Source organism: Chloroflexus sp., assembly GCF_034434295.1.
Classification (GTDB): domain Bacteria; phylum Chloroflexota; class Chloroflexia; order Chloroflexales; family Chloroflexaceae; genus Chloroflexus.
The window spans coordinates 38,702-51,459 of the sequence record NZ_DAOTZQ010000103.1 but is presented as its reverse complement, the minus strand read 5'-3'; the positions used below and the strand labels follow the sequence as shown (position 1 = coordinate 51,459).

At 55.9% G+C, this 12,758-nt stretch carries 11 protein-coding genes; 3 read left to right on the top strand and 8 right to left on the bottom strand.

Features of this window, described 5'->3' with window-relative positions:
* Nucleotides 1–12: 12 nt before the first annotated feature.
* Nucleotides 13–984: a glycosyltransferase gene (locus VAE57_RS14735; RefSeq protein WP_322822625.1), complete on the top strand. Its 972-nt coding sequence runs from the start codon at nt 13–15 to the stop codon at nt 982–984.
* A gap of 226 nt (nt 985–1,210) precedes the next feature.
* Here the strand turns inward: VAE57_RS14735 and VAE57_RS14730 are convergent, their stop codons facing one another.
* The 3 genes from VAE57_RS14730 to VAE57_RS14720 all read right to left on the bottom strand — a co-directional run bounded on the left by VAE57_RS14730 (nt 1,211) and on the right by VAE57_RS14720 (nt 2,760).
* Nucleotides 1,211–1,585 (bottom strand): hypothetical protein, encoded by a 375-nt coding sequence (locus tag VAE57_RS14730; RefSeq protein WP_322822624.1) that lies wholly within the window; start codon nt 1,583–1,585, stop codon nt 1,211–1,213.
* Nucleotides 1,582–2,091, bottom strand: a complete 510-nt coding sequence (locus VAE57_RS14725) for a DUF4405 domain-containing protein (protein WP_322822623.1) — start codon at nt 2,089–2,091, stop codon at nt 1,582–1,584. Before VAE57_RS14725 ends, VAE57_RS14730 begins: the two co-directional genes overlap by 4 nt.
* 474 nt (nt 2,092–2,565) lie before the next feature.
* Nucleotides 2,566–2,760 carry a DUF2892 domain-containing protein gene (locus tag VAE57_RS14720; RefSeq protein ID WP_322822622.1) on the bottom strand — a complete coding sequence of 65 codons (195 nt, stop codon included), beginning with the start codon at nt 2,758–2,760 and terminating at the stop codon, nt 2,566–2,568.
* Between the two features lie 252 nt (nt 2,761–3,012).
* On the opposite strand from VAE57_RS14720, the gene VAE57_RS14715 reads away from it, so the two are divergent.
* Nucleotides 3,013–4,155, top strand: coding sequence for a glycosyltransferase (locus VAE57_RS14715; RefSeq protein ID WP_322822621.1), 1,143 nt, complete (start codon nt 3,013–3,015; stop codon nt 4,153–4,155).
* 8 nt (nt 4,156–4,163) lie between these two features.
* Here the strand turns inward: VAE57_RS14715 and VAE57_RS14710 are convergent, their stop codons facing one another.
* The 3 genes from VAE57_RS14710 to VAE57_RS14700 form a co-directional block, all read right to left on the bottom strand.
* A complete protein-coding gene (locus tag VAE57_RS14710) occupies nt 4,164–5,237 on the bottom strand; it encodes an STAS domain-containing protein (protein WP_322822620.1) in 1,074 nt (357 codons plus the stop codon).
* 265 nt (nt 5,238–5,502) lie between these two features.
* Nucleotides 5,503–6,387, bottom strand: a complete 885-nt coding sequence (locus VAE57_RS14705) for an alpha/beta hydrolase (protein WP_322822619.1) — start codon at nt 6,385–6,387, stop codon at nt 5,503–5,505.
* A 2-nt stretch (nt 6,388–6,389) separates the two neighbouring features.
* Complete coding sequence (locus VAE57_RS14700) at nt 6,390–7,649, bottom strand: MFS transporter (protein WP_322822618.1); 1,260 nt, start codon at nt 7,647–7,649, stop codon at nt 6,390–6,392.
* 637 nt (nt 7,650–8,286) lie between these two features.
* On the opposite strand from VAE57_RS14700, the gene VAE57_RS14695 reads away from it, so the two are divergent.
* Nucleotides 8,287–8,772: a nitroreductase/quinone reductase family protein gene (locus VAE57_RS14695; RefSeq protein WP_322822617.1), complete on the top strand. Its 486-nt coding sequence runs from the start codon at nt 8,287–8,289 to the stop codon at nt 8,770–8,772.
* Here the strand turns inward: VAE57_RS14695 and VAE57_RS14690 are convergent.
* Nucleotides 8,756–11,023, bottom strand: a complete 2,268-nt coding sequence (locus VAE57_RS14690) for an ABC transporter permease subunit (RefSeq protein WP_322822616.1) — start codon at nt 11,021–11,023, stop codon at nt 8,756–8,758. The two genes, VAE57_RS14695 and VAE57_RS14690, sit on opposite strands and share 17 nt — an antisense overlap.
* A 5-nt stretch (nt 11,024–11,028) precedes the next feature.
* The gene (locus tag VAE57_RS14685) at nt 11,029–11,976 is read right to left on the bottom strand and encodes an ABC transporter ATP-binding protein (RefSeq protein WP_322822615.1); all 948 of its coding nucleotides are present in this window, start codon (nt 11,974–11,976) and stop codon (nt 11,029–11,031) included.
* Between the last annotated feature and the right edge of the window lie 782 nt (nt 11,977–12,758).

Sequence of the window (12,758 nt, the reverse complement as noted above, 5' to 3'; positions counted from 1 at the left end):
TTCCTGAAGGCTATGGCAACCACTGTTTCCATCATCTGCACAGTGCGTGACGAGGCAGACAACATTGCGGCGCTGCTCGACTCGATGATCGCCCAAACCCGCGCTGCCGACGAGATAGTGATCAACGATTGTCAGAGCGTCGATGAGACGCCGGCCATCGTGGCCGCTTACGCAGCGCGGTATCCGCAGATTCGTCTGGTGCGCGGTGGTCATAATATCTCTTCTGGGCGCAATAACGCGATCCGGCATGCCCGTGGTCAGATTATTGCCAGTACCGACGCCGATCTGATTCTTGATCCGTACTGGCTGGCCCGGATTGTGGCCCCAATTGAAGCTGGTGAAGCCGATCTGGTGGGAGGGTTCTTCCATCCCACGCCTCGCTCCCTGTTTGCCCTGGCGCTGGGTGAGACGAATTACCGGCGCAGTCGCGAGATCGATCCGGCAACCTTCCTACCGTTTGGCAAGTCAATGGCCTTTCGCAAAGAGGTCTGGGAAGCGGTCGGCGGCTTTCCCGAATGGGCCAGTCATTGCGAAGACCTGCTCTTCGATCTGGCAGTCGAGCAGGCCGGTTTTCGGCGCACCTTTGTCCCCTCAGCCGTTGTCCACTTTGCTCCCCGGCCAACCCTGCGTGCCTTCCTCCGCCAGTACTACACCTATGCACGCGGCGATGGACGGGCCGGCCTGTGGCCACTGCGCCATGCGCTTCGCTACACCGTTTACGCCACCCTCAGTACGTTACTGACTGTGGCTTTGACCAGACCTCAGCTACGAGTTCCGATAGGATTTTTGATTGGATTGGGAGTAGCCGCCTATACTCGTGGCCCTTACCGACGGCTCTGGGTACGCCTGCGTGGCCGGTCGGTTGGTGAGCAATTATTCGCGTTGATCCTGGTTCCATTCATTCGCCTGGCCGGCGATCTCGCCAAGATGGCTGGCTATCCGGTTGGTGTCTGGCAACGCCTGCGCACCGGGATGACGCAGTAGAATCACTGAATACTGCACCGGACGTTATTGCGTGTCGCTGCTTTGTTCTGCTCACCTTGTCGTGCAGAGGATCGAAGCCGCTCTTACCTTCACCGGCGGAGTCATGCACCGGATTGGCGGTCTTCTACGCTTTCAAGCGGCTCGTTTTGCATTGTCCACTGGCAACTCTGAAGAAAAGCGGGTGAAGGCTGACCCTTCACCCTGCAATAAGAATGCTGGCGTATGATCATATTGCCGGTGCTGCCTGCCGTCGTAAACGGTGCTGAAAGAACCGAATGACCTGATCAATCGCTACCACAATCACGGTGATAATGCCGATCTTAACCAGCGTATCGAGCAGGTCGCCTGCGTTGGCCGGTGATGGAGCTTCGGCGATATGCTCACCGCGACCACCAAACTCACCGTCTCCACGCTCCACTCTCCTCAACCCTTCGCCACGCTCAGTCAACCTGAACTCTTCGCCAAACTCATCACCGGCAAACTGTGCTGGGAATGTACTGCTATTGACAGGAAGGCGATGTTGGTCAACGAGCCAGTTCATCCCCAGCACGATCAACCAGGCGATCCCCAGGATTATCAGAATGCGACCCAGCAATTTCATTGTTGTACCTCCTCAAGCCGATTCATGGCAACAACCGGCTTGCGTAATGACCGTCGCTGTGGCAGGATTCGGCGTACCATTCCTACAATCCAGCTCCAGTGGATTGCCACGTGCAATCCCAACAGCAGCACAGTGAGATCAGATGCCTGATGATGCAGCAGTTCCAATGTACGGTCACGTGTCATCGTGAGGCCAAAGAACGGCAATGCCTCTCGTGAGATCAGGATACCGGTGGCAATGGTGACAGTGAAGGCAACAAACAGCAGTGCATTCAGCAGATAATTCAACCGCGAGCGCCATGTTGTTTTGGCAAAGAAGCGTTTACCAATCGCGATAATCCACTGCCAGTGCAACAACAGATGGGTGACGATGGTTGCTGCCAGCGCCAGACTCAACCACTCGTGGATCGCTAATCCGCTGAAGCGTGGTGCCGTCGCAATCAGAAAGGCCAGAAACATTGCACCATCGATCAGAAAATTCGTCAGATTTTGCTTCATCTGTTTCATAAGGTGATCTCCTCGTGAGTTGTTGTGTTCTTACGCTTACGATTATGCGGGGAGATTGTGAAGAACTTGTAGAGAGGCTGCAAGAGGATTATGAAGATTCACTACCAGATTGCCAGGAAGAGGTAGGAAGCAGGGCTGATGCACCATTTGGTCACCGTCTCGCCTATCTGGATGTATCTGCGGATGCCGCGATACAGCCCGGATACCGGTAATAGCCGGTACGCTGACGAATTGTGAAGCCAGACGAGTGAGCGTGGACAGCGTGAATAGAACGAACGTCAGCCAGGCAACCTCCATACCAGGAAGATAACGGAATACCGTTGCCTTCCCAGACACCATTGCCGCCACTGCACACTGGATACAGGAACACAGCGTACCGTTGCTGCATACAAACAGAAAGGGCACGCTGTGTTGTGCCCTTTCCCACTGATCGTTTCTCTTGCCAACAGGGTTAGCTGCCGCGACTCGTCTGCATTAGCGGGTTTTGATGCGGAACGGCAAATAGAGCGGACAGAACCCAATGGCGCTAGTGGCGAGAAAGACCACTGCCAGAATGCCGGCGATCCAGGCCCAGATACCTGACAAAACATTAGTGACAATCAGTACCGTTACCAACAGTGCCACCACAACACGTACAATGCGATCAATATTCCCCATATTCGGTGTCATTGTCTCCTCCTTACTCCTGCATACTGGTGTTTCTGATGGCAGGATAGCACATAGTCAATCGGCGATCAGTGACAAAGTCACATTACAGGCGACGATCACAGCAAGGGGTGGGTTGTTCAACCGCTAACCTGTACCGGGAGATCACTCGCAATAAAGCGCGTTTTCTGCCACTCTTCGCGACTGCGAAAACAATGTTATTCCCGGTTTATGGTATTGTATGCCAGACGGTGCGTTTACGAGGAGAGCAGTGAGATGCGCATTCTGTTCATCACCGGTGAGTATCCACCGCAGCCGGGCGGGGTTGGCGATTATACCCAGCGGTTGGGGCAGACGCTGGTTCGTAACGGACACGAGGCTCTCGTTTTAACAGTCGTCAAACGCAAGTGGCAGCTTTGGCAGGTAACGACTACTGGGGAGCGGGCGCTACCAGCACCGGCGGGTCGGGCCGGTTGGGGGCTTGCTTCGCTTGGTGGGCTGACCAGACTGGTACGCCAAGTGCGCCCTGACTGGTGTCATATCCAGTATCAGACCGGTGCCTATCAGATGAAGATTGGGGTGAACCTCTTGCCACTACTTCTGCGGCGCTCCCGTTTGCCAACGGCTATTACCTATCACGATCTGTTGCCACCATACCTCTTTCCCAAAGCGGGTGTGGTGCGTGAATGGGTAACCATGCTCCCGGCCCGTACAGCGCGAGCGGTGATTGTCACTAACCCTGAAGACGAGACGACATTGCGGGCAGCGCGAGTGAGACCGCACCTGATCCCAATAGGAGCCAATATTGATCCTGTGTTACCAGAGGGGTATGATCGATCTATCTGGCGTGCCGATCTGGGTGTTCCTGACGAGATACCATTAATTGGCTATTTTGGTCTCTTATCGCCGGGTAAAGGGATCGATCTGCTAATTGATCTGATTGCCGATCAGTCTGCCTGGCGTTTGCTGATCATCGGGGGGGCTGCCACCTCACCGACTGATCGGGTGTACGCCAGAACTATCCAGCAACGTCTTGAGACGCTGGCGTTACGGGATCGAGTACTCATTACCGGCCACGTTGCTGCTGAACGGGTTTCGGCGTACTTGAATGCCTGCGACCTGATCGTGCTTCCTTTTCGCGATGGCGCTTCTTTACGTCGCGGTAGCCTGCTCGCCGCCCTGGCCCATGGCTGTGCTGTTATCACCACGCCACCTGCTTCACCGGCAACCGCGGCTGCTTTGACCGGTGTTGTCCATTTTGCCGCTGCCTACCCTGAGTCGTTAAAAACGGCGATTATCTCTCTGCTCAGCAATCCCAATGCCCGACTTCGGCTGAGTGAAGCAGCTCGACAGGCTGCCCGCCGCTTTGACTGGCAGAATATTGCCGCTGCGCATCTTGAGTTGTACCGGTCATTGTAGTATCGGTGTTACAGACGCATAATCGCATCACGAAGATCACGAGCGACCCCAATCTCATGCAAATCGATCCCCAATCCGATCATCGTCTGCGCAACATCAGGACTAATGCCAATCAAGTACAGGCGTGCACCGAGGAGGCGTACACTGCGTGCCAGAACAATCAATCCATCAGCAGCCGTCTGATCAATGAACGGCACACCGGTTACATCGACCAGCAGGAAACGGGTGCGCTGCTGTTCAATGGCGCTGAGTGCACGTTGTTGCGCAAGTGACAGCCGTTCGCCATCGAGTGCACCGATCAGCGGTATCACCAACATGTCATGGCGAACGGCTAAAATCGGCACACTCAGCGCCTGTATTTCTCGCCGTTGTCGCTCATTTTCCTGCAACGCAGCCGTGAGCGCTGCCTGGCGTTGTTCGCTTTCTGCCAATGCCGTCTGCAAGGCCGCTGTTCGTTCGGCCACACGCAGCTCTAGTGCCTGATTAACCTGGCTCAACTGACGGGCCAGGCTTTCGGCCTGAGATTGAGCCTGTTGTGCCAGTTCGATTGCCCGCCGCACACTGCGAGTGCCAATGCCCCCAATTAATCCAAAGACCAGCGAGAGAAGTATGCCAACGATGATAATTTCTCCCGCCGATGGTGCCACTTGTGGTCGGCCTGACACTCCAAGCCACTGCCCTGCCATACCGGCAATCCCGAACACGACCGCAAAAACAACGTGATGCTCTTGCCCGATGACGGTAGCTGTGATGACTGCAACCAACGCAAAAATAGGTACCAGGCCAATCTGGCCGGTACCGAAGGGAATGATGGCAGAGCTGATTACCAACAGTGCAACCATGGCACTGGCCGCCAGATTAATCAACCCAAACCGGGCAATGCCCAGAACCCCTATCAGGAGTCCCAGGCCGATCAGGTTGGCGATCAGTTGGGGAAGTGGATCGGGCTGAATGAGCACCAATGGAATTGACAGCACCGACATAGTGGCCAGTCCCAGACCAACGATGGTTAAATTTTGGCCACGCCGCCGTGTTTCTGGATCAGGATGAGGTATTGCCAGTAACCAGTTCCACAATTGCATAATGTTGTTTATCCACTGCTGAATGTAGAGATATGTGTTGACAACATCCGAGGAATGGGATCAAGGGGTCAATAGCTGCAACCCGAATGCAGTCATCACAGCTTGCCTGACCAACGACGTTACCTACTTCCACCATGCCACTCTGCTTCGTTGTCCAATAACTATGCTGTCAAGCATACAACGGATCAGGTGTTTCTTGCCACTACTATCATACCATTTCGTGTTCTGGTGTGGCGAGTCATCAAATCCTACGTAAGGCATCAGCTTACCCGGCCAGAAATGATCGCACGAACTCCAACACCTCTGCCGAACGTTGTTCAGGAAACCAGTGTGGATTGGCGGTCATGTGCACGATGCAATCTGCTCGTTGCCGTAATGCCTCTTCAAAACCGGCTGTTGTGGCGATTCGATCAAGGGGGCAGCGTATGAACAGAACCGGAAAACGAATATCGATGAATGGTAGTTGCTGTCCATAACCCGCCAACCGTAATGGCAGGCGTAGCAGCGTTAATGGCCAATCCCAGTAGTGAAAGCTATCGTAGGCCGCATTGTGTGCATCCGGCGCTCGATACCCACTAAGCATGAGCATCGCGGCTACAAAAAAACGTGCCGGTGGCAGATAGTATGGCAACCCAAACAGCACACCGTACAACCACCCCAACGCACCAATACCGTGTTCACCAAAATCGTAACGAAACGATGACCCGACTGAAAGGGCCACCATGCGCTCAATCGGCACATCGGGACGCTGTCGAACATATGCCCAGACAAACGTTGCTCCCCAATCGTGAGCGATAATCACAACGTTGCCGGTTGGGCTGGTGGCAGCGACAATGTCGATCAGAGCTGTCACCTCACGTTCGAGGCGGCGCTGCCAGAGATCGGATAATGATGGCCAGTTTGGATTTGTCCGTCGATTTGGTAGTGCAATCGCGTATATACTTCGCCCGCGCAGCCAATCCTGGCATCGTTCCGCCGGTGTCACGTAGTCATCGTACATGTGCTCAGAATCGGGAAAACCGTGTAGCAACAGTAATGGACTGCGCCGGCTATCAGGTTCGTGATGGATGCGGCGCAAGCGACAGAGCATCGTGTGCGCTGGTGGTTGTCGTATGGCATCCCAGAAGGTAGGAAAGCGTCGTGTGTTCATGGTTAATCAGCCCCTGTTACAACCTGGCGTGATGATTGCCCCCACCAGAGTGCGGCACTCAAGGGAGCTAAGCTGAAGACAGCTCCAATGATACAGAGCACCAGATACCCGAAGCCGGCCAGAATAAAACCGCTACTCAGGCTGCCCAGTGCCGAACCAAGATTAACCAGCAGGTCACTGGCACCCTGTACCGCGCCCCGTTCACCAGGCGTGATGGCGTCAGCCAGCAGGGATGAACCGGCAATGTAGCAAAAGTTCCACCCCAATCCAACCAGAAACAATCCCAACGCCAGCCAGGGTGTGAGCAGTGAAGCTGGCGCAATGAGTGCACCAACGATCAGCAAAAAGGCGCCTGCAATGATGGTTAATGGCCGACCTAACCGGTCTGCAATCCGCCCGGTGATCATCGACAGGCCAAACATCCCGAATGTATGGGCGCCGATTACCAGCGAGATGCTGTCAAGCCCGTGATGATGATGACTCATGTGCAGTGAGGTGACGCTCATCACCAGTACCATGACGAACTGTCCCAATACCATACTGATCAATCCGGCTCTCACCAGTGGTACGCGCAAGATGGTGGGTAATGAGCGGGTTGCCGTTAGTGGCGCTATTGTGGCATGGGGCGACTGATTCGCCTGTTGCATTGCCAGCACCCGTGGATCAGGGCGCAAAAAGACGAACAGAATGAGGGCAGCCAGTGCAAAGAGCAGCGCACCCCCAAACATTGGTCCGGTCAAGTCTGGCAAGCCACCTGCTGCTGCGATCCGGCCAAGCGGTCCTACCAGCAATGGCCCACCAACGGCACCAATCGTTCCCGCGAAGACCACGGTGCTGATGGCTCCCGCCCGCCGGGCAGGGAGCACGGCATCGGCTGCCGCATACCGGCTCTGATCGGTAATACCGCGTGCCATACCAACCAGAAACAGACCAACCAGAAAGAGCCAGAAGGAGTGGCTAATCACCGCTACCCCGTCGATCAGCATGCCGACTAATCCCAACAGCATCCCAACCGTCAATCCCGGACGTCGACCAAAACGCTGCATCGCCCGTCCGGCCGGATACGCCGACAGTGCAGCTCCCGCCAGCATGAGCGTTGCCGGTAGGCCAGCCAGAGCGTCGTTGCCGCTCAGTTGAGCGCCAACTATCGCATTAACGGCGATATTGGCAATAAATGCCGCTGATGCCAGACTCTGGGTCACGAAGAGCGCCCCGATAATCCGGCGAGTGGCGACGGCGTGGTCGAGAATAGACTGTTCCATGCGATGATCTCCGTGACGAAGTGTATGCTGTTGGTATTATAAAAGATTTTGTCTTGTCAAATACTGTCAGAGCGAGGAGATCGTAGAGGAATAGGGTTTGATGAAGCGCAACGTGCTGCCGGCGCATCGCCTTTTTATCAAATCTTGCGTGATACGATGCATCACTGCCTGGCACCGGATATGTGGTGCTCTGTGACTATTCGTCCCATTGGCGGCGATCCGTGGGGGCACCGGCATGATACAGATGGGCGGGTTTCGTAGGGGCCGGTTTAGACACCACCTCTACTCCCTGCGCTGGGTTCGGACGGACAGAATAAAACCAGCACAACGCCTACCACATCAGGAAGCCCTGGTACAGGCTTCTGCGCTCCCCTCGCCCGCGCAGCGGGCGAGGGGCCAGGGGTGAGGGCGTTCATAGCTCTTCCAAGCCCTATCTCTCGCATACTCGCTTCCTAAATCAGGGGAGACATGATAGCGCTCTCGCCTTCAACAGCATGAAGATGTTTCCGTTAGTCACAGTAGACAGATCGCCGGTAACGTGTTAAAGTCATCACTGTGTGTTGCAACAACAATAACGACCCTGTTCGCTCAGCGTATACACTGTAATTCTCACCTGATCAGAAACCTGTGATGTACGATGCGAATCTTTCGCCGTTTTCAATTGATCGTCGCCCGTCTTTCGGCTACCCGCCCCGGTGCCTGGTTCGTCCGCACGTGTATCCAACCACTCGACCGCTTTCTGCTCCGGATCAGCGGTGGCCGATTCGGTGTCGTCTCTCTCGTCTACCCCACGCTTACCTTGATCACTACCGGTGCGCGTAGTGGAGTTCAACGTCGCACACCACTGTTGTTCGTCCCCGATGGCAATCGCATTGTGCTGGTCGCCTCGAATTTTGGTCGTCGGCAACATCCGGCCTGGTACTACAACTTGCAGAAGAATCCGGTCGCTCAGGTGAACATTTATGGACGCACTTTCACCTGCCGGGCATACGAGGTTTCCGGTATCGAGTACCTGGAGCTGTGGGAGCGGGCAGTCCGCTACTATCCTGGCTTCGCTACGTATGCGCAACGGGCCGGGCGTACCATACCTATAGTGGTGCTTGATCTCAATACACCAGCCTGATCACCAGCGGGGTTACCAGTCCTTCAACGATAGCCGCAACCAGGACCAGTGGGGCAATCAGCAAGAGCCATACCTTAGCTGTCTGGGCTGCCGCCCAAAGCAAATTTTCACCAACGCTGAAATCGCCCGGTGTACTCAACAGTGCTGCCCCCATCCGCAATCCCAATGCCGCGCTAACCATAAAGGTTGGTAGCTCGATGATGCCGTGCGGGAGCAGATACGTACTGACGAAGAGCAGCGGATCGCTCAGTGAGCCGCCACTGTTGATAAATAAACGCCCACAGACATACCCGATCTGGGCAAAGACAGTGGCCGGTACCAGAAATGGAAACACCCCCAGGCTCACCGGTGCCAGCAGGTTCGACAGAATCGATACGCGCAGGTTGTTGGCAAAGATGAAGAGAGCGAGGAATAATGACGGTGCTGGCCCGAAGGCAAACGTAGCGAGTGCCTGCTCAACCGGTGGTAATACCAGCGTGTGCGCTAATGTCAGCCCAAACACACTCCCACCCACTGCGGCCAGCAGGCTGATGAGGAGCGGCAGACGCAATTCGTTCAGCAGCGCCGGGAATTCGTGACGGTAGAAACGTGTCGGCGAGAATGGCAGGCCGCGATAGGATGCAAGGGGCATGCCTGCTGGCTGATATTCGCTGAAGAAACGCCGGAAGACCGACCATATCCGTCGTAAACTCATCTCTTCCCGGCTGCGGGAAAAGATAGCAGCTCGCTGAAACGTCTGCATCCCACTGCGCAAAAGGGCAAGTGCCACGACCAGCAATGCTACGATGGCCAGCCAGACTACGTCAAACCGACGGGCAATGAAATAAGGTGCCTGAGCCTGCAATATCGCCGTGGTTGGTAGCAAAATCGCTGAAGCCATCATTGATGCTTCCCGCACGCTACCGGCATGGATAGAGAAGCTTACTGCGCCTGAAACCAGGGCAACCGCGACCATAATGGTCATCAGACTCATCTGACCCAGTAAGGTTAGTGACATACCATCGGCGTAGAGTGCCGGAAAGTTGAGTGCCACCAATCCGTAGAAGAGATGCTGTGTGATCAGAGCCGTCAGCAGCGGGATCAAGAGCGTACCAACCAGTTTACCCAGGAAGAGCTGGTGATCAGAGATCGGTAATGCACAGAGTGCTTCAAGCGTATTACGCTCCCGTTCGCCAACAAATGACTCCAGCGCGGCTACCAGCGCAAAGCTGATCGGGACAAAGCCGGCCAGTATGCCTGCAAATGGAACCAGCGGGGACAGGGCGAGCGGATCATCGAGTTGGGGCGCGACTGCATAAATCGCAGCGGTCAAACCAGTGGGCATGAGGAATGCCAGAAAACCGAGCAACGTTAGCGAACGCCAATCACGTGTGATTTCCACCATCTCGCGCCGGGCAACCACCCATACCGCATGACCACTAAACCACGCAATTTGCCGCCGTGGTCGTCGGTAGAACCAGCCAAACCAGGGTTTACGAATCTCTTCGCGGGCCAGCAACTCTTCGCGACTGAACGAGCGCATGCCGATGTGAACCAGCAGTACAACGACCACACTCAATCCCAGCCAGATACCGATCACACCGTCCCAGCGATTACCAACAATGAGAAAGGCGATCAGCTGCACAACCAACGCCAGCGGCACCAGAATCAAACTGGAGAGCAGACTGGCCGCTCGCACCGTCGTCACGTGGGCAGAGATGATCACTGCCCCGCTCACCATGACCATCGCCATGGTCACTACCAGCACCAGCAACAGCAACAGGCGGAGTGGTTGAAATGCGACCAGAGCTACATCAGGCGCAAACACCAGCAGGGTGATACCAAACACCATCTGACTGAGCAGAGCGCCGATTAACGGCAGGGCCAGCGCCGCTATCCATTTGGCGAGATACAGCTCGCGATCCCCTAACGGCATAGCCAGCAGCGTTTCCAGGGTATTACGTTCGCGCTCACCGGCAAATGATTCGAGCGCCAGGATCAACGAGAAGCCAGCGGGCAAAAAACCGACCAGCAAGATCGCGAACGGAATGATTTGAACGGCAAGCTCAACCTGCTCGGTAAAGCGGATGAGCGCCAGCGCCGCAGCCGCTACCAGCAGTGGCAACACCAGCGCCAGCAACGCGAGCGGCGTTAGTAAGCGCCAATCGGTCAGGGTATCGCGTAATTCACGGCGCGTAATCAACCACCACGCTGGCAGCGGCTGTGCTGGTAAGGTGGCAATCGTCGGACGAGAGAGCGAAAATCGTTTCATCACCTTCACCGGGAATGTGGATTCGGAACGGCTTCGTCTTCAGCAACAATCCGCAAGTAGAGATCTTCCAGTCGGCGTGGTTGTTCGGCCAGGCTATGCACACCAATACCGGCGGTCAACAGTCGGTTCAAAATGACCGGATGGAGCAAGTGTGGTTCAGCAGTCTGCCAGCCCAGCCGGTCGGTATCCAACACCTGTACGGAAACCAGATCACACAGCAGCGCAACCGCCTGTGGTTGATCGGCTGGATTGGTCAGCTTCAACTCAAACGCTGGCTCACCGAGCAACTGTCGACTTAATTCGGCAAACGAGCCACAGGCAATGATCTGCCCACCACGAATAATCGCAATTCGGTCGGCCAGTTCTTCCGCCTCACTCAGATTATGGGTCGTCAGCAGAATACTGCGCTGCGCACTCCGCAATTCACCAATCGCATCGCGTACCGTGCGCGCACTCTGCGGATCCATAGCAGTCGTCGGCTCATCGAGAAAGAGCACCGGCGGATCGTGGATGAGCGCCCGGATCAGCGCCATCTTCTGCCGCATACCCTTGGAAAAACTCTCCAGTTGCCGATCACGTACTTCCCACAGGCCAAACTGCCGCAAGAGCGCCTCGCTCCGCTGACGACACAACGTTGCCTCAACACCGAGCAATGCACCGAAGAAGGCCAGGTATTCCAATGCGGCCATGCGGCCATAGAGACCAGGGTATTCGGTGAGCAAACCAACCATACCGCGCACCCGCTGCGCATGGCGAACCACATCATAGCCACAAATGTGCGCCTGCCCACTCCCCGGTGGCAGGATGGCTGCCAGCATCCGCACCGTCGTCGTCTTCCCGGCACCGTTTGGCCCCAACAGTGCCACCAGCTCACCCGGTTGTACAACCAGATTCAGGTCACGTACCGCAACAAAATCACCAAATTGCTTACCGAGCTGAATGGCTTCAATCATGAACTACTCACAGTATCGTGTGTACCATCATGGTCTACCCGTGACAGGGTAGCGATCATACGCTCAATAGTATTGTAGCTCAGGTTCGTAACCAGAAGCAGTTACAGCGGGTATGAACAGCGAGGAATTTGTTGGCTGTTTACTTGACAGTGGGAACATCTTGCACCGGTGGTTCCTGCCTCCAGCGGGGAGGGTGGGGTTGGGTCTGTGCCTCTGGAAGCGCGAGCCTCCGGCTCGCCCAACGGCGAGAGTCATTCCCGCTCTTAGCGGCTATGCATTACCCACATGTCACGCTGCGTTAGGCCGGGCTGCAAGCGTTCCCTGTGGCGGTATCACACCCACCGCTGGCAGGTACTGGCCGTAACCGCTGGTGCGCAGGCTTGACGTCTGCCCCATGGTCTGATCCAACGGCTACCTCCTCTGCTATCATCCGTTTCCCGTTCGTGACGCAAGCCCCACGCGACAGTAGCGCAACGCGATAGTACCCAGGATTACGCACGATGAGATAGGCGCTACTGATGCGTGAAGAGGTTGACAAAATAGTTATGGGTAATGCATAGCCAGCAGGGGCGGGGTAGGGTGAGGGCGGGTCTGGAATGCCCTGGGAGTGCGAGCCTCCGGCTCGCTGGAGTATCGCTCACCCTGGAATCAGCGCCCAACGGCGGGTGTCATTCCCGCCTCCAGTGGAGGCGGGGTAGGGTGGGGCGATACAAGGACAAAAAACAGAAAAGCGTTGTATCGCCCTCCACTGGGAGCGCACGCCTCCGGTGCGCACAATGACG